Raw genomic sequence first — 24204 nt, 5'->3', positions numbered from 1 at the left:
TAGTAAGATTTGGTTACAAATTTTTTTGAAGCAGGTCCCTGCTTCTATCTATATGTTTATGATACTTAGATAATCGTCTTCGCTAACTCTTATAATACAATCTAATCGCGCTTCACAATGAGCCTGTGCCTTATTATTTCTGCTTCATTGTGATGTAAGGCACTGAATATTCACCAGTTGGCACTACAAATCCATGCCTGAATTGCGTATGGACAGCCACTCGGCACTAATGGTATTATAATTATTTAGCTTAGATGAAAGAAGGATGCAACAGCCATTAAAATATTGTCCTTCCCCGTTTGTTGGTAGTATGAAACGCCCGGGCATTATTATCCCTCTACACAGCAATCCCTTCTATTGCGCTGTATATCAAACATCTTGCCAATGGCTTACTCTAAAAATGCAGACTGGTAGTGAGTATTGCTAATTGAAGTAGTCGGCTATAATCTTATCCACTGATTTTATTGTGAGCATTTCATCATTGATGGTAAGTGCATTGGGATGGGTATCGGTGCAGACCACCCGGCTGATAATGCCGCTTTCTTTGATCTTATGAAACCCGTTTCCTGCAAAAATTCCGTGTGTGGTAATGACTGCTATTTCCGAAGCGCCGGCTTGCAGATAGGCTGCTGCTGCGTTTATCAATGATCCGCCGGTACGGATCATATCATCATAGATAATGACCAGTTTATCCTGAACATCTGCGCTGATAGCAGTGATATGCGTTTCCTCTCCGGAGAGGCGTTTTTTGAATACAAAGGCTGCGGATACATGGAGATCATTGGCCAGTGATTCGACCCATTTGGCGCGACCTGCATCTGTGCTGGCTAGTACAAATTCTCTGTTGCCGGCTATTTCCAGTGCTGCTTCTTTAACCAGGTCTTTGCCATAGATATGTACAGGACGGATGCTATTCTCAAAATAGTAAGTAATACCGTCTACATGAAGGTCCACCATCAGAATTTTATTCCCCGCTGTTGTAGGTGGCAATGTTGAAAACAGAATAGCCCGCGTTTTTGCCTTGACAATCTCTCCTGATTTCACTGCTCGTTCCATGGTAGAGTAACCGAAGAACGGTATAACGATATTAACGGCGCAGGCACCTTCCTGTATGCAGCCGTGCGCAATATCAAAAAGTTCTAATGTTTCCTTATCGTCAATAGTACCTCCCAGTAAGATCACGTCTTTATTTGTTACGCTGGATTTTATTCTGTGATAGTGTTCTCCATCCGGGAAATCTCGGATGTCCAGCACACCTTCTTCCCAATCCGGAGCAAGCGCTAACAATCTGTTTTTCAGATACTGATACCGTTGTGTTGCAAATAAAATCCTGTGAGGCATAGTCTTTGGAATAAGGAATAAAGATAATAATATAGTTAGTAGATACCGACGATTGACAGTGGAAGAGCGCAATTTATTTGTAGTTGACCGGGAAGAGTCCGTTAATTAGAAATAAAAATCCTAAGTTTATTGCTTGTTTCCTATAAGCTATAGACTGTAGTCTGTCGTCAGAGAACTATTTTTTAACTTTTCATTTGCGCTGGGAAAACTAAATTTGAGCGATGCCTAGACGATTTATACAACTTTCCGGTTGCATCGGAGTACTATTATTATACCTGTTATTCTTTCTGCAGCATGCCAGCGCGCAAGTGAGAGTGTCGGGTATGGTTGCTGAAGCAGATAACAGAACGGGCGTACCGGGTGTTACTATCGTTAATAAGTCTACACGTTCGGGTGTGGTGAGTAATGAAAGCGGCCGATTTGCCATAGATGCAATGCCCGGCGACACACTGGAATTTTCGATGCTGGGCTATTACAAAAAAGATCTTGCAGTACCTACCACTTCCATGTTCATCAACGTATACCTGACCCGCCAGGTAATCGGACTGACACAGGTAAATGTAGTAGGTAAAGACTATAAACAGGACTCTCTTGCTACCCGTCAGGAATACGGCAGGTATTTTAACTATCATAAACCAGGCGCTATGGATGTGTTAAAAACACTACCCTCCAACCCCATCACAGCCCTGACGTATCTCGTACCCAGCAAAACGCGAAAGCGTAAGGAGCATTTCCAGGAGCAGCTGGTATACTGGGAAAAGGAAAAATATATAGACAACCGATATAATCCTGAACTGGTAGAACGAATGACAAAGCTGAGCGGCGATGAACTGGATACCTTTATGCTGCGATACAGACCAGGGTATCAGTTCCTGCAGGATGCCACGGATTATGACCTGATGTTGTTCATCAAAGAAAGCTTTAAGCACTATCAGCAGGAACGGGCAATTGCACCACCTGCAAGAAAACCTGATGAGTGATTACTGCTACACGATATACAAAAAAGCGGCTGTTTCATACTATCTGAAACAGCCGCTTTTTTGTATATCCAGACAGGCGTAAACACCTGTGTTGATTGATGTTGAACCTTTACATTTTCCTTATTTAACCAGCATGCCATTCAACCGGAGCAGTTCTGTCTCTGCCAGCTTGATATTGTAGCGGGCATTGATCAGGCGGTTAAATGCATCTTCCAGGCTTTGTTGTGCCTCTTTCATTTCAATTACGGTACTAACTCCCTGCCGGAAGCGTTCCATCGCCACCATTACATTCTCTCTTGCCAGACCAAGGTTTTCTTCTTCCAGTGTTACAGCTGTCTTATAATACTCGTAATCTTTAAAGGCTGTAGTCAGTGAGAGATCTACCAATGTACGGGTGTTTTCCAGGGACAATCGCTGGAAGCCGACATTCAGTCTGGCCGCATTCACCTGTCTCCTTACATTCAATCCATTGAAGATGGGTACAGTTGCAGAAAATCCATAGTTCAGCACTCCATTCTGGTTATACACCGGACTAAAAGAGTTGGTAGCCGCATTTGAATTGATGCGGTTATAGTTATAGCCTGAGTTGAAGTTAATGATAGGAAAGAAGTCGCCTTTACTTTCCTTCAGCTGCAGCTGGGACACTTTCAGGCTTTGCTCTGCCACTTTAATGCCCGTATTCTCCTGTAATGCCTGTTGCCTTAATCCGCCGTATGACAGTTCCAGGTTCAGTGGAATAGTATCCAAAACGTCGTATTGCGTGTTACCGGCTTCTATCGCCATCAGTTGGTTCAGCGTTGCTTTACTCTGTTCTATCAGTGTTTGCTGACGCAGATAAGATGCCTTTAGCGCGTTGTAGTCTACTTTTGATTGCAGCCAGTCTGTCTTTGGTCCAAGGCCGGTCTGGAACTTAGCATCAGACAATTTCACTCTTTCTTCAGAAATAGACAGCTGTTCAGAGATATTGCGGAGCTGTTGTTTCTGTTGTACAACATTGTAATAGCCGGCAATGATATTGGCAACGGTATTCACTACCTGGTCTTTTACAGCCATCTCACCCAGATCGCGGAGAGACTCCAGTTTCTGACGTGTAGCGAACATCTTCAGACCGTCAAACAGTGTCCATGAAAGTGTTACGTTTCCGCTTAGAGAAGTTTGACGAATACCACTCGTATCGCGCTTGTTACCATTAACAAACTCCTGTTTGGTTTGTGTAGTATTCCATACTTTATTAACCGCTCCGCTCACCCTGGGCGCAAAAGCCAGGTTAGCGTAAGCGAAGTCGTTGGCCGTGATGGCAGCGTCGTTTTTTGCCAGACGGATATCATAGTTGTTCTTCAGTGCGACGTCTATAGCCTGATCGGGCGTCAGTATCTGCTGTGCGTGTGCAGCAGTACCTAGCAGCAAAGAGAAATATAAAAGTGTTCGTTTCATGTAGTTGCTGATAATTTATGCGTGCACAGTAGCCATCTCCTCTTCTTCTTCATTAGTTCTCTCTGCCAAAGGTTTACGTCTGGACAGGAAGGTGTACATGGCTGGAATTACAAATAGTGTCAGTACCAGTGAGAACACGATACCACCCACAATCACAATACCAAGTGGAATACGGCTGGTAGCAGCAGCACCAAGTGACATCGCAATAGGTAATGCACCCAGCGCCATTGCAAGGCTTGTCATCAGGATGGGGCGCAGACGCATAGCGGATGCTTCGATAGCTGCGTGCGCTTTAGACATGCCTTCATCACGTTTGTGATTGGCAAATTCCACGATAAGGATACCGTTCTTTGTAACAAGCCCTATCAGCATAATTACACCGATCTGTGAGAAGATGTTCCAGGTTTGTCCGAATATCCATAGTGACAATAATGCTCCGGCAAATGCCAGCGGTACCGTCAGCATAATGATAAAAGGATCGACCCAGCTCTCAAACTGAGCGGCTAGTACCAGATAAATCAGTACGAGTGCAAGTATGAGTGCAAACATAGTATTAGAACCACTTTCTGCGTAATCACGGGAAGAACCAGCCAGTGCGGATACATAGTTATCGTTAAGAACACCTTGTTCTTTTAGCTTATCGTAAATGCCGTACATAGCCTCGATACCATCACCGATAGTTTTACCTGGAGCAAGGCTCGCAGATACGGTAGCAGATTTATAACGGTTGTAATGATAGATGATTGGCGGACTAGTCTCCTCTTCTATCGATACTACGTTGTCCAGCTGAATCGCTTCACCCCGGCTGTTACGCACATAGATATTCTGCAGGTCAGTTGGCTTATCACGTGCGCCGCGGTATACCTGTCCCATTACCTGGTACTGTTTACCATTACGGATGAAATAACCATAACGAAGGTTACTCAATGCCAGCTGTAAGGTTTGGGAGATATCATCTACAGATACGCCCAGTTCACTTGCTTTTGCACGATTGATCTGGATGCGTAATTCTGGCTTGTTGAATTTCAGGTCTACGTCTACTGCCCCGAAAGTAGGATTGTTATTAGCTTCTTCCAGGAACTTAGGCAGTACAGTAGAAAGGCTATCAAAGTTGATATGCTGTAATACAAACGATACCGGCAGACCACCACGGCGTCCCACCTGGATAGTTTGTTGTTCAATAGCAAATACTTTACCCTCCGGGAAGCGGTACATGTTGCGGTTGACCATGTCCACGATTTGTTTCTGTGAGCGCTCACGTTCATTAGGCTCAGTCAGTACAACATTGGCAAAGCCGGAGTTCACCGCGCCACCACCGAAGCCGGGTGATGTAACAGATATCAGTATTTTCTTTTCAGGAATGGAGTCATTCATGAAGTCAGTCAGGCTGTTCATGTATGTTTCCATATAGTCAAAGGCAGTACCTTCCGGAGCAGAGATGGATAAACGGAACTGACTACGATCTTCAATTGGGGCCAGTTCAGACTTAAGGTTCTGGAAGACTAAATAGATCATTGCAAGACAAGCCAGTACTATCAGCGTAGCCATCCAGCGGATCTTCATAAATGCTTCTAATGCGCGTTGGTAACCTGTTTCCATTCCGGTAAAGAATGGTTCCGTTTTCTCATAGAACCAGGAGTGCTTATGTGTTTTGCGTCCCAATTTTACGTTAAGCACCGGCGTCAGGGTCAATGATACAAACGCAGATATCAATACTGCGCCTGCCACGACAATACCAAATTCCCGGAATAGTCTTCCCACGAAGCCCTGCAGGAAAACAATAGGAAGAAATACAAAGGCAAGTGTGATAGACGTTGCGATTACCGCAAAGAAGATCTCTTCAGATCCTTCCTTCGCCGCTTTCATACGCGGCATCCCTGCTTCGATCTTCTTGTATATATTTTCTGTAACGACAATACCGTCATCCACCACAAGACCTGTTGCCAGTACAATGGCCAGTAATGTAAGGATGTTGATGGTAAAGCCGCAGACGTACATAATAAAGAATGCCGCGATCAGTGATACAGGTATATCCACCAGTGGGCGGAATGCCATCAGCCAGTCACGGAAGAAGAGGTAGATGATAATGATTACCAGTCCGAGTGCAATGATGAGGGTCTCTTCTACTTCCTCAATAGACTTACGGATAAATTTGGTATTATCAATTGCAATATTGGTGATGATATCATCAGGGAGATCCCTCTTGAGTTGTTCGTAACGTTTGTAAAACTCATCAGTGATGGCTACATAGTTAGAGCCTGGTTGGGGCGTAAGGGCCAGAGCAATCATTGGAACGCCTGACTCTTTCAGGATAGTCTCCTCATTTTCCGGCCCTAGTACTGCTTGTCCGATATCCCGGAGGTGGATAACCCTTCCGTTGTCATTTTTGATGATAAGGTTATTAAAATCTTCCTCTGTGTTCAGTCTGCCGAAAGTACGCACTGTAAGTTCCGTTGCGTTACCGGCAATCTTACCGGAGGGAAGCTCTACGTTTTCTCTGGCTAATGCAGCCTGTACATCTGTCGGAGTAAGGCTGTACGCAGAGAGGCGTGCAGGATCCATCCAGAGGCGCATGGCAAATTTCTTTTCACCGAGGATACGGATTGAGCTGACACCCGGAATAGTTTGCAGTCTTTCCAGTAATACGTTGTTGGCATATTCGGTTACTTCAAGCTGGTTACGGATATTACTCTGCACTGTCATAGACAGGATATAGTCAGAGTTAGCATCTTCTTTTGAGACAACAGGAGGAGCATCAATATCGGGGGGCAGGTTACGTAATGCCTGTGATACTTTGTCACGTACGTCATTGGCCGCAGCTTCGAGGTCAATGCTGAGCTCAAACTCAACAGTAATATTACTACTCCCCTGACTGCTGCTGGAGGATATATTTTTGATACCCGCGATACCATTAATGGATTTCTCCAATGGTTCGGTGATCTGGGTTTCGATGATATCAGAGTTAGCGCCTGCGTAGGATGTTCGCACATTCACGATAGGCGGGTCAATAGCGGGGAAGTCCCTTACCCCGAGAAAGTTAAATCCCACCAGGCCGAATATCACGATTATGATATTCATCACGATGGCAAATACAGGACGTTTAAGAGATAGTGAAGGGAGACTCATGATCTAAATGCTTTAATTGTCCGGGCTATTTAACGCCATTGTATTTAAGTACCATTCCTGGCTTCAGCTGCATAATACCACTGGTGATAACAGTATCACCGACGTTGAGTCCGCTTATTATCTGTACGTTACTTGCATCACGGATACCAGTTTCTACTACTACAAATTTCGCTTTTCCGCTGTCGGCAATAGCTACCTTTTTATCGCGGGTGCCAGGTATTACTGCCTGGGTTGGTATCATGATAGCATCGGGCATATTTTTCAATGCAATCATTACACTGGCGAAGGCACCTGGCAATAGTTTACCAGCATTAGGTACGATAGCTCTGATCCTGATGGTGCGGGTGGAAAGGTCTATTTTCGGATCAATAGCGTAGATGGTGCCCTTATACATTTGTTTATCTCCTGCTACTTTAAAGTCTACCGCATCACCCTGGCTGATAGCGGTACGGTATTTTTCAGGAACTGAGAAATCCACTTTCAGCGGATCTATCTGTTGCAGGGTAGTTATAATAGTTGCAGGCGTAACGATAGCGCCGAGACTGATGTTACGAAGCCCAAGACGTCCGGAGAAAGGCGCACGTAGTTCAGTTTTTTGCAGCTGTGTACGGGTAAATTCGATATCAGCACCGAAGGCGCTCACCTGGTTACGGGTTACGTCTACATCCTGGCGGCTGATACCATTAATCTTCAGGAGGTTCTCCTGTCTTTCGAGAGTAGTCTTAGCCAGTTCACGCTGCAGTTCGAGTTTTTGCAGTTGAGCTTTAAGATCTTCATCGAAGATTTTCACCAGCAAAGCACCTTTGGCTACCTGTGTACCTTCTTTGAAAAAGAGGCCTGTAACGCGACCGGTTATTTCTGCCTGTACCTGTACTTCTTCATTACTTTGCAGGGTACCGCTCGCTTCAATGGTTTCGTTGAGAGAGGTAGTCTTAATAACATAGTAATCCACGAGGAGATTCTTAGCATTACTGCCGCCTTTGGCAGCAGGTTTTTTAGGAGCACTTTCCGATTTTTTCCCCGGAGCTGTTGCTTTGTTAATAATAAAACCGATAATGACGGCTGCCACTATCACGAATAAAACCATTTTCAGGATCTTCTTATTGCCGGCCATGAGCTTATGTTAATTTAATATAGTAGGGATAAATCCGGGCAAATTTAATAAATGGGATTGCTGCGGCGATAGCTGCAGTGTTAATTAAAGTTAATTGTGTTGTTCAGGTATATAGATGGCTGATTAGGCTGTTGAGTGGCAACATGCCGCTGTTTGAGCAGATGTTGCATATATAAAGGTGTATAAAAGTGTCATAATATGCATTTTAGGGGTGAAACCAGTGATTGCTGTTATTATTAATTAGTGGCTAGATCCTTTGCTGTCGGGCATCTTGAGCGTATACAACTAAAGTATAAGGGCTAAAATTTGTGTGCTTTGTTGTCAATTCAATAAAAATTATATTTTTGCACTCAAGTTTTAAACCAAAAACACTTAAAATTATGTCAGACATTGCATCAAGAGTTAAAAAGATCATTATTGACAAATTGGGCGTTGACGAAGCCGAGGTAACTCCTGAAGCCAGCTTTACCAACGACCTGGGCGCTGACTCTTTGGATACGGTAGAACTGATCATGGAATTCGAAAAAGAATTCAACATCTCCATTCCTGACGAACAAGCTGAAACTATTACTACTGTTGGCCAGGCAGTTGCTTACCTGGAAGAACATGTGAAATAATCCTACTTAATCAGATTTGTTTTAATGCAACCAAGACGAGTAGTCGTTACAGGTTTAGGCGCACTTACACCGCTCGGCAATTCCGTATCCGATTTCTGGAAGGGGTTGACGGACGGTGTATCCGGTGCCGGCCCTATTACACATTTTGATGCTGCCAAGTTCAAGACCCGTTTTGCTTGCGAACTGAAGAACTTTGACGCTACCAATTATCTGGACAAAAAGGATGCCCGTAAAATGGATCCTTTTACCCAGACAGCTGTCATTGCTGCTGACCAGGCAGTACAAGATGCCGGAATTGACCGCAATACTGTCAATATGGACAGGGTTGGGGTTATTTGGGCGTCTGGTATAGGCGGAATGATCAATTTCTGCCAGGAAATGAAAGAATTTGGCCAGGGTGATGGAACTCCTCGTTTCAGCCCTTTCCTGATTCCCCGGTTAATCCTTGATATTGCCGCGGGGCATATCTCTATCCGTCACGGCTTCCGAGGCCCTAACTTCTCAGTAGTCTCTGCCTGCGCTTCTGCAACAAATGCTATTATTGAAGCTATGCACTATATTCAGTACGGCAAAGCAGATGTGATGATCACCGGAGGATCAGAAAACGTTATAAACGAAGCCTGCATAGGTGGTTTTAACGCAATGAAAGCCCTGTCCGAAAGAAATGATGACCCGGCTACAGCATCCCGTCCCTTCGATCTTGACAGAGATGGCTTTGTTATGGGGGAAGGCGCTGGCGGGCTGGTGTTAGAATCCTATGAACATGCGACGGCAAGAGGAGCCAAAATTTATGCTGAATTGGCCGGAGGCGGCGCAACTGCAGATGCCTATCACCTTACTGCACCACATCCGGAAGGACTCGGCGCTATGAACGTAATGAGACTGGCCTTATCAGATGCGGGACTGCAACCCCATGATATTGATTATATTAATGTGCACGGCACTTCCACACCACTCGGTGATGTCGCGGAAGTAAAAGCTATACAGCAGGTATTTGGGGAACATGCTTACAAAATGAACATCAGTTCCACGAAATCTATGACCGGGCACCTTCTGGGCGCCGCTGGAGCAATTGAAGCCATCGCTGCGATTATGTCCGTAATACATGGTATTGTACCTCCTACAATCAATCATTTCACAAAGGATCCCGATCTGGATCCGGGATTAAATTTTACCTTTAACGTCGCACAACGTAGAGAAATCAACGCTGCATTGAGTAATACCTTCGGTTTCGGAGGCCATAATGCTTCTGTTATTTTCAAAAAATTTGTTGCTTGATTGTGTGAAATTACTGCCAGGATTTTTATATCGATTCGTTCCGAAAAAGAGAGGCCTTTACAAGGACCTCTACAATTTGCTGGGATTTGCCCCAGGCAACTTCTCATTGTATGAGGTGGCGTTAAGCCATCGCTCCAGCAAAGAGAAGTTCCTTGAAAGCAATGAACGCCTGGAGTATCTGGGCGACGCAATCCTTGGCGCTATCATAGGAGATTACCTCTTCAAAAAGTATCCTTATAAAACTGAAGGATACCTGACCGAAATGCGGTCCAAAATCGTTAACCGTCAGCAGCTCAATGATATCGCTATCAAAATGGGCCTGCGTAAACTGACTATCTACGATAAATACAACAGCTTCCTCAAAATCAGCCAGATCTTCGGTAACACTCTGGAGGCACTCGTTGGCGCTGTATACCTTGATAAAGGCTATAACAGAACCAAACAGTTCGTACACCAACGTCTCATCGTTCCCTACATTGACCTTGAACAACTCGAAAATGTAGAGATGAACCATAAGAACAAACTGTACGGCTGGGCGAATAAACATGGTAAAACCCTCGAGTTCGACCTGCTGGAAGAACAGATGGATAATGGCCGTCGCATCTTTACTGTAGGAGCTGTCGTAGATGGTGAACTAATCTGTAGCGGCAAGGCATTCAATAAAAAAGATGCCAGCCAGATCGCTGCACAGCAGGCCATAGACCTGCTGGGACTCGGCGAAAAATAATCTCTCTTACTTACTTTACCGGCTGCCGCAGAATGGTCTTCATCCTGGCGGGCGCTGTCTTGCGCGGATCTGACAGGTAGATCTCATGGTGCCGCCCATTATAGGTCAGCCCCTGCCCGGTAATGAATGCTTCCATGACTTTCAACGTAGCCGGTTCTTCCGAATACGGACCGTTATGTAATATCTGCACACTCTTTCCCTCTGCCAATGTAATGAGCGATACCTGACGTAACAAAGGCAACTGCTTCCTTGTAAAGGCTGCATCCAGCGACTGCTGAACAATCGTTCTCATTACATAGTCCGGCATACGGATCAGTAACTGCCAGCACCACTCTTCCCGCGGTACATCCAAAGGATATCCCTCCTGCTCTACCCACCATGTGCCTTCCAGTTTGCTGACCACAAAGTCCTGCTCCAGTTGCTTATAAGCCTGCTTGATAGTATATGCTGCCGTATACAAGGCCTGTGTACTGTCTGCAAACAGTTGTCCGTTGGGATCGCCCTTCCCTGTAATAGCCACATAATGTCCTGCAGGCACAAAGATCAGTGCCGGTTGCGCTTTTGCTGTATACAGTTCCTTGTGTACTTTGGTGAGATCGGTTTTTGACATAACAGATAGTTTAGTATGGCATGTATCAGAAATACGTTTACGCTTATGCGTGGCAATGCCTCCCGGATCTGACATTGTAAACTGGTGCACAATGCCGACGATCAGTAATAGCCAATGGCCCCACAGGTGTAGCTTCATTCAGTAATCATTTATTGTTACTGATACAAAGTAAATAAGGGGAAGTGACAGCCTTATGTCAGTAGGGAATTACAAATAGTGTTGTTTTATTTCTGTAGCGAGCAATTGCATTTTCTCGGTCAGTTCGACAGGGGTAACTATCTCCGGCGCTGCTCCCCAAAGTAATAGCCAGCGGCCAAACCATTCCAGGCAGGGAGCCAGAAAGGTCATTTCGAGGCATTCTCCTACCGTCTGCTCTTCCACCAATCCATAGTAAAACTTCTGATCACCAATACGACGGCCGAAGGCTTTGGGGAAACGTATTTTAACTACATGAGCTTTTGATTCATAGTCGCCATAACGGTCAGTGTACTCTTTCAGGGTAATATGACGGGTCTTATCGTACGGGTCTGCTGACACTGCCACATTTTTAATGCGGTCCATCCGGAAATCCCGGTATCCATGCCGCAGGCGGCACCAGGCAATCAAGTGCCAATAGCCACTCATATAAATGATACCAATCGGTTCTACCGATCTTTTGGTCAGCGTCTCATTATGAAGTGCAAAGTAGTCCAGCTCCATGATCAGCTGCTTACCCAATGCATGCTGGATATCTGAAAGGAACCGGTTAGGAAATTCATCCCCTACCGGTGGCCGGCGACTTACCACAGCAATATTGTCTTCGAGTGATTCCAGGAAGTCTTTCTCGCTTCCTCGCAATACTGCTTTGATCTTCTGCATGGCATTGCTAAACTCCTTCTTATTGGAATGATCGCTCAGGTTAGCCATCAGTTTCTCCCCAGTCAGCAGGGCAGCGGCCTCTTCCCTGCTGAACATAACCGGCGGCAGGTGATATCCTTCTACCAGATAATAGCCGGTACCTGCTTCTGCACCTATCGGCACACCAGCTTCCTGCAGTGCCCTGACATCCCGGTATACAGTACGCAGGCTGATGTCAAAGCGTTCTGCTATTTCAGCTGCTTTCACAATTTTTTTGCCCTGTAACTGTATCAGAATGGCAGAAAGTCGGTCTATCCTGTTCATAGTTGGAGCAAGTTAGAATAAAATTGAAAAAATTTTCTGACCCCGATTAAACTTCCGTTATAAACTGCAGTCTTAGATACAGTAAATATTTGAGGGAGACACTTTAGTGATAGATATAAGTGAATATAGACAAGTCTAAAATGTTGATATACCCTGGAGAATATTTGAAAATTTGATGCTACAGTACAGAATATAGGTTAAATGGTAAGCCCCTGCAATTTCTTGCGGGGGCCTTTTTTTGTCCTTTCCCAGCAGTCATTTTACGCTAACCTCATCGTAATTCAGACCTTCAGTTGAGCGGCTCCAGGCCATTCCACATAAACGCCCAACATTTTTGCCCTCATAGCCTGACCAGGCCATTCCTGATATCGCGAAGCATTTCCAACAGCACCCGCCTCATCTCTCAGATTATATAAAATAATTATCGGTTTTGTGTTCATCCACCTTTTGCCCAGTTTCGCTTAGAACTCCATATTTACCCCACACCAATTCGTCACTTCAAGGGCATCTCAATATCCCGGGGATATCCAGGTGCCCTTGAAGTGACGAATTGGTAGCCCAACGGTATAAGACATTGACCGAATCTTAACGGACTCCAGACAATCAAACTGACCCGCTATTATCAAAAATTATTTGCAATCATTAACTTATGATTAACAGATGAGCGGGGGAATCCTCCTATTTTTGATACAGCAAAATTCAAATGAGTTTTTTTAATGGTTAATTTGGGGAGGGCCTGATTTTCATCAGGCCCCTTTTATTTTCTATACCTTCTCATATAAATTTTATAGCTTGTAGTTTAAAGGCAATAGCTTTAAACGAGGTAAATTGGCGGGGTCCGAAAATATCATCAACCAGAAGGCCATAGCGGACCACGAGCTATGGACGGCTTTCAAACAGGGGAATGTGTCAGCTTTCAACGAAATGTACCGGCGTCATGCAGGCGCCTTGTATAACTATGGCTACCACCTCCTACCCGATACCTCCCTCGTAAAAGATGCCATGCAGGACCTCTTTGCCGATCTCTGGCGCACCCGAAATAATCTTTCTGAAACCAGCTCTGTCAAATACTACCTATTCCGCTCGCTACGCCGCAGGTTGTACAGGCTGGCAGATATCAAACCCATTCCCTATATCACCCCCTCACAAACAGAATCTATCGAAGACCTCAAGATCAGGACGGAAGAATATACCCTGCTGATGCAACGTCTGCAACTATCCATGTCCCGCTTACCCGAACGACAGCAGGAAGTAATCAGGCTGCGTTTCTACGATAACTTCAGTTGGGAAGAGATAGCCGGTATCCTGCAGATTAATGAACAATCTGTTCGTAACCTCGTACAAAGAGCCGTTGTCAAAATGAGGGAAAACTGGAAATAATACCTGCTCCTGAAAATTTATTTGCTGTGAAGTGAGTTAAAACAGCAAGTACCTGCCTTTATCATTATAACTACTGTCGGAAGGCACATACCGTTATGGATTATTCACTATACGATACAGCAGATTTTATCTGTAATGACGCTTTTGTGGCATGGGTAAAAGAAGGAAAGGACAGCGATTACTGGGAACAGGTCATTGCCAGGTATCCGGCTCAAAGAGAAGCTATGCAGCAAGCCAGGGCTATCATCATGGCTGCCGCACAGTTACCTGCATTTCAGCTGAAAGAAAAAGATGAACAGGATCTGTGGAACGACATTCAGTTGCTGATGGACCCGAAAGAGGCTAAGCCCGTAACTGTGTCGCGGTTCAAAGTATGGTACTGGGCAGCCGCATTACTATGTGTTGCTGCTGGTGCAGCGCTCTGGTGGATGCGTACTGAAAAAGCGCCCGCTGCATATGTTCGTCTGCTGGAAGAAGCCCACCTGGAGGGTAACAAGCGTATCGAAGAGATCAATACTGCGGCACGTCCGAAGACAGTCAGTATGCCTGATGGCAGTTCTATTATATTGCAACCAGGCGCAAGGATCAGTTATCCTGCTACGCTGGACCGCAATAGTAAAAGAGAAGTATATCTATCCGGCGAGGCTTTCTTTGAAGTATCACGAAACACGTTACAGCCGTTTGTAGTATATGCTAATGAAATGGTGATTAATGTACTCGGGACCAGCTTTCATGTGAAAGCGTATGAAGCGGATAGTCTCATAGAAGTTCACGTTAAAACAGGTAAAATAGCAGTGTCAGCAAAACCGCTGGGCACTAATGTACTAGCTAATCTTTCTGCCAACCAGCAGGCTGTATTGAAAAGAAATACCCTGTCTGTAGCCGTATTGCGGCACCTGCCGAAAGTCAGTACGCAGAAAACGGACGATGTAATGAGTTACTCATTTGAATTTGATGATGCGCCGGTAGATAGTGTTATGGCTGCAATATCGCAAACCTATGGTGTGCATATCCGCTATGACAAAGCCTTGTTATCCGGTTGCCGGTTAACTGCATCATTGACAGACGAACCATTATACGAGAAAATGCGCCTTATATGTAAGGCCCTGGAAGCGGGATGTATTATCGAAGGAGATGAAATCACGCTGACAGCCAAAGGATGTCACCCGAATGTTATTGAAAACTAAACCACGATTATTACTCATGACCAGTAGTACTTAATGAAAATAGCCAGCGGTATGGCCGTACCACTGGCTACAACCAAGATCACAATTGCCTTATGCCCGCTCCACTGGGATAAGACAGCCATTCCATTTCCCATTATTTAATAAGGAACACAATCCAAGTTATGAAAAAAAGATTACGAATCCGTGATTTAATCTTCCACGTTATGCGTACTTGCGCCTATCAGCTGCTGATAGCCCTGTCGTTTACAACCATTGCATTTGCCACGCCCGGCAACGCCCAGGAAGTGCTCCAGCAAAAGATTTCACTGGAAGCAAAACAACAACCAATAGGGAAGATCCTCAGCCAGATTGAGAAACTGGTAGATGTGAAATTCCTCTATAGTTCCTCTCTTATACAGGCTGACCGCAAAGTAGATGTGGTGGCAGATAACGAAACATTAGCCATCATCCTGGATCAATTACTCCATCCGATGCAGCTGCAATATCATGTATCAGGGCGGCAAATTGTACTTAATCGATTACGCGCTGTAACCGAGGCAGGCCAGCAACCTGTAAGGATCAGCGGGCAGGTAACCGATGATAAAGGCACACCGTTGCCTGGTGTAAGCGTTAAGCTGAAAGGTACCTCTACAGGGGCCACCACAGATGCTAACGGTGCTTATGGTTTTAATGTGCCTGCTCTTAGTGGTATTCTCATATTTACCTATGTAGGTTATGCTAACAAAGAGATTGAGATCAATGGGAAGCATACGGTCAATGCCGCCCTGGAATCTTCTTCCACCTCACTGGGAGATGTCGTAGTGGTAGGTTATGGTTCACAGCGGAAAGAGTCTCTCACCGGTGCTATATCATCTGTCACCAGTAAAGATCTCAATGGTGTACATGCCGGTTCTACTGTAAGTGCAGGACTGGCAGGTAAGATAGCCGGCGTGTCTTTTCGTTTCTCTGATGGCCGCCCTGGTGCCAGTGCATCTATACAGATCAGGAATATGGGTAACCCCTTATATGTGATTGATGGTATACAGCAGGATGAAGGCCAGTTTAACAACATCGCGCCAACTGATATTGAAAGTATCACTGTTCTGAAAGACGCTTCTGCCGCTATATATGGTATGCGGGCTGCGAATGGTGTGGTAGTGGTAACCACTAAGCGCGGTAAGCTGGGAAGTCGTAATACCATCAATGTAAACGTTTACAGAGGATGGCAGAACTGGACCCGTTTCCCGAAAACAGTTAATGCTTACGAGTGGATGGTAGGTAAAGCCGATGCTGATATGAACCAGTCAGGCAGGACCAATATCACACAGGAAGAACTGGATAAATGGCAACAAGGTACAGAAGACGGTTACAAAAGTTTTGACTGGTATAAGTTTATTGTAAAGGGAAACTCTCCGCTTACACAGGCTAACCTCAATTTTACCGGTGGTTCAGAAAGAATTAACTATTACGTGTCTGCCACACACCTCAATCAAAACTCTGTACTTGGCAGAGAGTTTACATTTGAAAGAACCAATGTGCAAAGCAATATTGAAGCACGTGTATCAGACCGCTTCAAGATTGGTGCGCAGATCAATGGTCGTATAGAGACACGCGATCAGCCAGGTGTGCCAGGTACTGATGATTACTGGGGCGCACGTTTTGCTTTGTTGCGTAACAGACCTACAGAACGTCCTTATGCTAATGACAATCCTGACTATCCGAATGATATCGGTCATAATACGGAGAACTGGGCATTGCAGAATAAGAAACTGTCTGGTTACTGGCGCAGCGACTGGAGAGTGTTGCAATCCAACCTCACAGCAGAATATCAGTTTCCGCTGGAAGGGCTGACGGCAAAAGGGCTCTTCTCCTATTATTATGCGAATGAGATCATGAATGGTCACGAGTATACTTATAAAGTGTATACTTACGATCCTGTAAATGACAAGTACAACGTCACTGGCGGTAGTTCCAATCCGTATCGTGAAAGACGTAACAGAACTATCCTGACACCAACAGTACAGGTGCAGCTGAATTATAACAAAACCTTTGGTAAGCATACAGTAGGTGCAACTTTAGTAGCAGAGAGGATTAAGAGAAGAGATATCAGTTCTTATGTGCATTCCGTTCCTACACTGAACCAGTTACCGCTGATCTATTTCTCTACAATGGATACCTACAATGACGGCGATGGAACAGAGGCCCGCCTGGGTTATATCGGCAGGTTGAACTATAACTATGGAGGTAAGTATTACATAGAAATGTCAGCACGCCGCGATGCCTCATGGAAGTTTGCGCCCAACAAAAGATGGGGTACATTCCCTTCAGTTTCCGGTGGATGGAGACTGAGTGAGGAAGCATTTTTCAGTGCTGTGAGCAAGAAAGCAGTAAGCGAGTTGAAACTGAGAGCATCTTATGGTAAACTGGGAGATGATGATGTAGGAATTGGAGCGTATGATTATCTGGCAGGATATAACTATAATTCATCCACTGTAATACTGGATGGCAATCCGGTAATTGGTTCCAGTAATAAGGGAGTGCCGGTAAGAAATATATCCTGGTTCATCAGCAGAACGATTGATATCGGGCTGGATTATGGCTTGCTGAACGATAAGATCACAGGAGCCATCGATGTATTCAACAGGAGAAGGACAGGCCTGTTAGGCGCTAAATATGATATCCTGGTACCTAATGAGCTGGGTTATCGTTTGCCTTCGGAAAATGTGAATAGCGATCAGGTAGCCGGTATAGAAGGTTCCATTGCTTATTCAGGTAAGGTTCGCGAAGTGAGCTTCAATATTGGCGGTAACTTTTCTGTAGCCAGAGCCAGGACTTTACATACGTATAAACCTGTGTTCAACAACTCGCTTGATCACTATCGCAACTCAAGTGAAGAGCGTTATGTGAATGCTTTCTGGGGATATGAGGTAGTTGGTCAGTTTCAATCGCAGGAAGAGATCAACAAGTATGGTGTGAATATAGATGGTACAGGTAACAAGACATTATTGCCGGGAGATCTTATTTACAAAGACATCAATAATGATGGTATTATCAACAACCTGGATGAACGTCCGATTGGTTATGGTACCGGCAGAAATCCTATACTGAATTTTGGCTTTAGTTTCTCAGCCAACTGGAAAGGTTTTGATGCACGCATTGATTTTTCAGGAGGTGCAGGTTATTCATTTAACCGTAACTGGGAAATGCGTAATCCTTTTCAGAACGGCGGTAACCTGATGGCAGATCTGTATGAAGACCGCTGGCACAGGGAGAATCCGCTGGATCTGAACAGCCGCTGGATTCCTGGCAGATATCCTGCATTACGTTTCAATGATGGTGGTCATAGCAGCTTTGGCAGAAATTCAGATTTCTGGCTGATAAATGTTAAATATATCCGTGCAAGAACAATGGAGCTTGGATATAGTGTTCCCAAGAATTTGCTTGGTCGTGCAAAGATAGAAAGAGCGCGTTTTTACATCAATGCGTCTAACCTTTTCTCTATCGATAACATGAAGAATGTGGGTATAGATGCAGAGATCGTTGATGATAACGGTCTGACTTATCCGCAGAGCAAATTCGTAAACGTGGGCTTTGAAATCTCTCTCTGATCTTTTAATTACATGCAGCATGAAAAAATATTTGCTGATACTGGCAACAGCAGTTACAATAATAACAGGATGTGTAAAGGATGATGAATTTCTGACGACGGATCCTACCAATGTATTACCTGACGAAGAAGTATGGAAAAGTCCTGATCTGGTTTTATCCGTACTGGCAGATCTGTATAACCGGTATCCTGACCAGCAGACGATTACCAACTGGGCTGAGTTTACCAACTTTGATGAAGCATTTCCTTCCGAAGCAGGCCAGTATTGGAGAACGAAACAGGTGGACTATCCTGTAGACTGGTGGGGACTGTGGGATTACGGTTATATCCGTGATCTGAACTTATTTGTGCAGAAGTGTAAGGCAGCCACTGAGCTGGCTCCGGATGTGCAGGCACGCTTTCTGTCAGAAGCACGTTTCCTGCGGGCAGCTATTTACTTTGAAGAAGTGAAACGTGTGGGAGGAGTACCGTTGATACTGGAGCCGATGGAATACGACTTCAGTGGAGATCCTACTTATCTGCGGCATCCGCGTGCGAAAGAATCTGATATTTATGATTTCGTGATCGCAGAGCTGGATACTATAAAGAGTATTCTGCCGGATGATGCTAATATCAAAGCTAGAGCAACAAGGGGACTGGCATTGGCTATGCAGGCAAGAGCCGCTTTGTATGCAGCTTCTATTGCCAAGTATGGCGCAGGTACACCTGCAGTAAAACTGCCGGGATGGGAAGTAGGTATACCTGCCGATAAGGCAACCGCTTATTATACCAAGTCGCTGGAAGCAGCACAGGCGTTAATCACCGGAGGGAAGTATTCGCTTTACAGGAAGAAGCCAGAAGATTTGCAGGAGAATTTTGCTTCTCTTTTTTATGATAAATCGAATAACCCCGAGGTCATCTTTGCACTGGATTTTAAGCTGAAGTCTGGCAAGACGCAGGAATGGACGATTGCTAATCAGCCCTGGTCATCGGCAGAAGAGCAGCAGGGAGGTAGAGTGAATCCGTCTTTGAATCTGGCACTGCAATATGAAAAGCTGGATAATACATTGAGTCCTTTTGCGACTAACAATGGCAATGACTATGTGTATTATGATAATCCCGGAGACATCTTTGCCGGAAGAGACGCGCGGCTGGGAGGCACTATCATGTTGCCAGGTACCCGATTTAAAGGAGTGCCGCTGGATATATGGGCAGGTGTGATGTATTGGAAGGATGGTAAATACAATATTATTACTGGTGATAACTTTGGCGACAGGGATAGTATTCCGGTAGCTGGCGCGCCAAAAAGCTCCCAGGTAGTAGGTACAGACGGTCCGGTAGATGGTTTGCAATATAGCGCACAGACAGGTTTCTATGTACGCAAGTTTATGGATCCCGCAGTAGGCTCCGGTCAAATAGGTACCCGTAGTGATGTATGGTGGGTACGTTTTCGTTATGCAGAAGTATTGCTGAATGCAGCAGAAGCTGCTTTTGAGCTGGGAAATCCCGGTCTTTCATCCGATTATATTAACCAGGTACGCGATCGTGCAGGCTTTACAACCCAGCTTACCGCTGCACAGATCACTTTTGACAGAATAGTACACGAAAGACGAGTAGAACTGGCTTTTGAAGGACATCAGTTGTTTGACTACAAGCGTTGGAGACTGGCCCACAGAGTATGGAACGGGGAAACGATCTCTGCTACAGACCTGGTGAGCAATCTTGGTAAAGCAGACAAGGTGAGTACCATGATTTACGGGCTGTGGGGGTACAAAGTCTATCACCCTGGTAATGTGAATGATGGTAAGTGGGTATACAGGATAGTGAAGCCTTCTAATGTTACCGCAGCACATCGTTTTAACCTGGGCAATTATTATTCACTGATCGGCTCAGATATCCTCAGTAACAATCCCAGACTGGTGAAGAACCCGAATCAATAGTACTTATTTGTAAAACATGCCACATGAAAAAGATATTCGCATATATAGCATTGGCGCTGACAGCGTTTTCATGCAAGAAAGACAATTATGATCCGCCATCGTCTACATTTTCTGGTTTTATTACTTATAAAGGAGTACCGGTGAACGTCAGTTCAAAAGATGTAACGTTCGAGTTATGGGAGCCTGGATGGGGTAAGAACGGCGCGATTACAGTCAACGTAAAAGAGGATGGTTCCTTTTCGGCGTTATTGTTTGATGGTAATTATAAGCTGATCATTCCTCCTTCTCAGGGCCCGTTCCGCTCCATTACAGATGCAGAGACAAAGACAGATACCATGTTGTTAACCATCCGTGGTAACCAGGAGATGAATATTGAGGTAATGCCTTACTATATGGTGAGGGAGGCTAAACTGGCGTTGAGTGGAACTGATGTAGTGACGGGTAATTTCCGGCTGGAGAAGATATTGACAGGGCCTGATGAGAGAAATATTGAATCAGTATTTTTATACCTGAACCAGACGCAGTTTGTGGATGGTACTAACTACATTGCCCGTACTGTACTTGATGGCGGCAATATTACAGATCCGGCCAATATTAGTATGCAGGTGAATATACCTGATGTGATCTCCGGTAATGGAGCCACTGGTAATCAGGATTATGTATTTGCCCGTGTTGGTGTGAAAATTAGCGGAGTAGAAGATCTGTTATTTTCGGAGGTACAACAGATTAACCTGAAATAGATATGTTAAGATCACTTATTTGCTTGCTGGTATTCCTGACATCTGCCGTACAGGCACAGGATACTTTCCGTAATCCGGTGTTGCCGGGAGGCCCCGACCCGTGGTGTACTTATAAGGACGGGCATTACTACTATATGCATACGATGGGTAACCGGCTGGAGTTGTGGAAGACGAAGAACATTGCTTTTCTGAAAGATGCACCGCATAAAACGATCTGGACACCTCCTGCTTCAGGTGCATTTTCCAAAGAGATATGGGCACCGGAGATACACTTTATAAAGGGTAAATGGTACGTTTATTTTGCAGCAGATAATGGTGACAATCAGTATCACAGGATTTATGCGTTGGAGAACAGTTCACCCGACCCGATGCTTGGCGTGTGGGAGTTTAAGGGTAAGGTGGCGGACATAGAAGATAAATGGGCGATAGATGCGAGTGTATTTGAACACCGTGGTAAGCTCTATATGACCTGGTCGGGATGGGAAGGTGACAAGAATGGCCGTCAGGATATCTATATCGCGGCCATGAAAGATCCGCTTACTATTCAGGGGAAAAGGGTAAAGATATCGTCGCCGCAGTATACCTGGGAAACCAAGGGGGACCTAAGAGATCCAAATTTGAAGCATCTGGATGTGAATGAGGGGCCGCAGATGCTGAAATATGGTAAGCAGCTTTTTATTGTATATTCAGGATCTGCCTGCTGGACAGACGATTATGCATTGGGAATATTGGTAGCAGCTGAAGACAGTGATCTGCTGGATCCGTCATCCTGGAAGAAAAGAGCAGAGCCTGTTTTCAGGCAATCGCCTGAGAATAAGGTGTATGGGCCGGGGCATAATTCTTTTTTTACGTCTCCTGACGGGAAGGAACATTGGATTTTATATCACGCGAATGACCATCCGGGTGATGGGTGTGGAAATAAAAGATCGCCACGGATACAGCGGTTTCGCTGGGATGAAGCGGGCTGGCCTGTGTTTGGGAAGCCTTTACAGACAGATACTTTATTACAAATCCCCCGTTCCTAACGGGGGATTTTTTCTTTGTGGTAGCGTGTTTAGACCTATATTAAACGATCGTGGTATTGTCAGAGTCGCAAAGCTGTGTTAACTTTTGTTGATGAATTTATCAGTATGCCTTCTATTTGGAGAGACTGCTGTATATTTTCAACCTGTTTTATGTAGATTTAGCTCAATAACAACAGTAACAACAGTTATCAATAGTACTTTATCAGCTTTTATTATCATGCCGTCAATCGTTTTACATTACGTTATCATTGCGAGCATTACAGTTATGTTTATTTTGGTGAATAGATTCTACGGTCACAAGACAAGCGTCAACTGGAAGGAGAACAATGAGCAGCTATAAGCGCCACGCATAAGGTAACCCCCTGAGTTATATGAATACGTGTCTTTGTACTGAATACATCGCAAATCCTCCTGCGCATAATGTTATTCAGTAACAATCAGTTGTATGTATTCGGTAAATAGTCCATAAAATTAATGGACTATTATTTGGAAATTCAGATGGGCTCTTCTATCTTTGTTATTACCACCCTAATTAAGCCACCATTAATTAGTTGATTTATAAAAATTAACTAACACTTTTGAACATGAACAAGTTTCTTCGTTCTTCCGGCTGTATGCCTTCTTGTTGTGGCTAATCTGCCTTATCAAGGCTATATCTTCTTCTATGATCATATCTGTTCTGTTAAATGACCGGTAACCGGAAGGAGAAAGCTATGCCTTAAACTATCAACCACCCAAATCAAACTTACGCTCATGAACACGATAACCCGCATTGTAGCGAAAGGCCTGTTGATCACTGTACTGTTCGGTAGTGCTGTATTTGCGACTGAGAGAAAACCCCTGTTTGTAAGAGAAGGGGTATGGCGTGGCGTCTTTACTGTAAATGAAGCCAGTGTGCCTTTCAATTTTGAGTTTAAAGGTAAAGATCCTGAGCATGTAGTATTCTCGCTTATCACGGGCTCCCGCCGCGACGACTTTATGGTAAAGCGTATTGCAGATGACTCACTATTTATAAAAATGAATACCTATGATGCCGCTTTGTTTGCCAGGATAGAATCTGATGGACGTATTACTGGTGAATACAGAAAGCTGACGCCGGATTTCAGAGAAAACGCACTGCCCTTTGTTGCAGAAGCAGGCAAAAAGTATCGGTTTACTGAACCGGGAAAAGATGTAAAGCCCGGTGCTGATTTATCAGGTAAGTGGGAGTTACAAATCTATGGTAAAGAACCGATTCCTAACCGCATAGGGCTATTGAAGCAGAACGGTAATAAGCTGACAGGTGTGATTATGTCTGTTCTGGGTGATAGCCGGGAACTGGAAGGAACAGTGCAGGGAAATGAGTTTGAGCTTTCAGGCTTTACAGGTCCTAGTCCTATATACATAAAAGGGCATATTAATAATGACAAGTCCTTTACGGGGGAGCTGAGTCTGGGGACAGATAACAATGTAAAGCTGGACGGTAATAAAAACCCTTATGCGGAACTGCCTGATCTCAACAAGCTGACTTATCTCAAAGAAGGCAATAAGGAACCTGACTTTCCCCTACCTGATCTGAATGGTGGGCAGATATCATTAAGTGATGCGCTGTGTAAAGGTCAAGCAGTTAATGAGGAGGTTACAAGCGCCTGGTATCTTAATTGTATATACCATACCGCCTCTCTTGCTCCCAGGTTCAGGAAGAACAAAGCACATGGCGTCGAGGTGATTGCCACTGGTTTTGAGCAGAAAGAAGAGGTTGAATATGCCCGTTATACACTTAGAAATTTAAAAGATAAATACAGTATTGAATATGATATTCCTTTTGGTAGCATTGCTGATAAGAAAGTGGTTTCGGAAACACTTCCGTCACTCAACCGTATGATGGCATTCCCTACAACCATCACGATAGATCTTAATGGCGACATAAGTCGCTATCATCAACTAGTTAGCTGCGCATAATAGTGACATACGTTACCTGCTATTTGTTGTTCTCTGTT

The 24204-nt window shown here is 44.7% G+C and carries 17 protein-coding genes; 11 read left to right on the top strand and 6 right to left on the bottom strand.

All coding sequences use genetic code 11. From position 1 onward, the window contains the following. Positions 1-423: 423 nt before the first annotated feature. Positions 424-1341: a ribose-phosphate diphosphokinase gene (gene prs / locus K1Y79_RS15460; protein WP_220251072.1), complete on the bottom strand. Its 918-nt coding sequence runs from the start codon at positions 1339-1341 to the stop codon at positions 424-426. A 221-nt stretch (positions 1342-1562) separates the two neighbouring features. Between prs and K1Y79_RS15455 the strand changes: the two genes are divergently transcribed. Continuing rightward, positions 1563-2321: a carboxypeptidase-like regulatory domain-containing protein gene (locus tag K1Y79_RS15455; RefSeq protein ID WP_220251071.1), complete on the top strand. Its 759-nt coding sequence runs from the start codon at positions 1563-1565 to the stop codon at positions 2319-2321. Between the two features lie 120 nt (positions 2322-2441). Here K1Y79_RS15455 and K1Y79_RS15450 read toward each other — a convergent pair whose 3' ends face one another. Genes K1Y79_RS15450 through K1Y79_RS15440 form a run of 3 tightly spaced genes read right to left on the bottom strand, consistent with a single transcriptional unit; the run spans position 2442 to position 7995 of the window. Next, positions 2442-3755, bottom strand: coding sequence for a TolC family protein (locus K1Y79_RS15450; protein ID WP_220251070.1), 1314 nt, complete (start codon positions 3753-3755; stop codon positions 2442-2444). Between the two features lie 15 nt (positions 3756-3770). Next, positions 3771-6881 carry an efflux RND transporter permease subunit gene (locus tag K1Y79_RS15445; protein WP_220251069.1) on the bottom strand — a complete coding sequence of 1037 codons (3111 nt, stop codon included), beginning with the start codon at positions 6879-6881 and terminating at the stop codon, positions 3771-3773. A gap of 25 nt (positions 6882-6906) precedes the next feature. After that, positions 6907-7995 (bottom strand): efflux RND transporter periplasmic adaptor subunit, encoded by a 1089-nt coding sequence (locus tag K1Y79_RS15440; protein WP_220251068.1) that lies wholly within the window; start codon positions 7993-7995, stop codon positions 6907-6909. 380 nt (positions 7996-8375) lie between these two features. On the opposite strand from K1Y79_RS15440, the gene K1Y79_RS15435 reads away from it, so the two are divergent. The 3 genes from K1Y79_RS15435 to rnc are packed head-to-tail and all read left to right on the top strand — an operon-like array spanning position 8376 to position 10617. After that, entirely contained in the window at positions 8376-8612 is a 237-nt protein-coding gene (locus tag K1Y79_RS15435) for an acyl carrier protein (RefSeq protein WP_012788038.1), read from the top strand. 24 nt (positions 8613-8636) lie between these two features. Continuing rightward, positions 8637-9890, top strand: coding sequence for a beta-ketoacyl-ACP synthase II (gene fabF / locus K1Y79_RS15430; protein WP_220251067.1), 1254 nt, complete (start codon positions 8637-8639; stop codon positions 9888-9890). Between the two features lie 4 nt (positions 9891-9894). After that, positions 9895-10617, top strand: a complete 723-nt coding sequence (gene rnc / locus K1Y79_RS15425) for a ribonuclease III (RefSeq protein ID WP_317197488.1) — start codon at positions 9895-9897, stop codon at positions 10615-10617. A 10-nt stretch (positions 10618-10627) separates the two neighbouring features. Here rnc and K1Y79_RS15420 read toward each other — a convergent pair whose 3' ends face one another. Together K1Y79_RS15420 and K1Y79_RS15415 are read right to left on the bottom strand one after the other, a co-directional pair. Next, positions 10628-11365, bottom strand: a complete 738-nt coding sequence (locus K1Y79_RS15420) for a GyrI-like domain-containing protein (RefSeq protein ID WP_236059654.1) — start codon at positions 11363-11365, stop codon at positions 10628-10630. A gap of 69 nt (positions 11366-11434) precedes the next feature. After that, entirely contained in the window at positions 11435-12388 is a 954-nt protein-coding gene (locus tag K1Y79_RS15415) for a helix-turn-helix transcriptional regulator (RefSeq protein ID WP_220251065.1), read from the bottom strand. 828 nt (positions 12389-13216) lie between these two features. Here K1Y79_RS15415 and K1Y79_RS15410 point away from each other — a divergent pair. The 7 genes from K1Y79_RS15410 (at position 13217) to K1Y79_RS15380 (ending at position 24166) form a co-directional block, all read left to right on the top strand. After that, positions 13217-13768 (top strand): RNA polymerase sigma factor, encoded by a 552-nt coding sequence (locus K1Y79_RS15410; RefSeq protein ID WP_220251064.1) that lies wholly within the window; start codon positions 13217-13219, stop codon positions 13766-13768. 95 nt (positions 13769-13863) lie between these two features. After that, positions 13864-14955, top strand: coding sequence for a FecR family protein (locus K1Y79_RS15405; protein WP_220251063.1), 1092 nt, complete (start codon positions 13864-13866; stop codon positions 14953-14955). 203 nt (positions 14956-15158) lie between these two features. Then, the gene (locus K1Y79_RS15400; RefSeq protein WP_220251062.1) at positions 15159-18542 is read left to right on the top strand and encodes a TonB-dependent receptor; all 3384 of its coding nucleotides are present in this window, start codon (positions 15159-15161) and stop codon (positions 18540-18542) included. 19 nt (positions 18543-18561) lie between these two features. Beyond that, positions 18562-20460 carry a RagB/SusD family nutrient uptake outer membrane protein gene (locus tag K1Y79_RS15395; RefSeq protein ID WP_220251061.1) on the top strand — a complete coding sequence of 633 codons (1899 nt, stop codon included), beginning with the start codon at positions 18562-18564 and terminating at the stop codon, positions 20458-20460. Positions 20461-20483: 23 nt separating this feature from the next. Then, entirely contained in the window at positions 20484-21200 is a 717-nt protein-coding gene (locus K1Y79_RS15390; protein WP_220251060.1) for a DUF3823 domain-containing protein, read from the top strand. A 2-nt stretch (positions 21201-21202) separates the two neighbouring features. Continuing rightward, entirely contained in the window at positions 21203-22225 is a 1023-nt protein-coding gene (locus tag K1Y79_RS15385) for a glycoside hydrolase family 43 protein (RefSeq protein ID WP_220251059.1), read from the top strand. Positions 22226-22978: 753 nt separating this feature from the next. After that, positions 22979-24166, top strand: a complete 1188-nt coding sequence (locus K1Y79_RS15380; RefSeq protein WP_220251058.1) for a peroxiredoxin family protein — start codon at positions 22979-22981, stop codon at positions 24164-24166. Positions 24167-24204: the final 38 nt, after the last annotated feature.

Source organism: Chitinophaga rhizophila (assembly GCF_019492185.1).
GTDB lineage: Bacteria > Bacteroidota > Bacteroidia > Chitinophagales > Chitinophagaceae > Chitinophaga > Chitinophaga rhizophila.
Note: the sequence above shows the minus strand (reverse complement) of the source record. Positions and strands in the feature narration are given on the sequence as shown.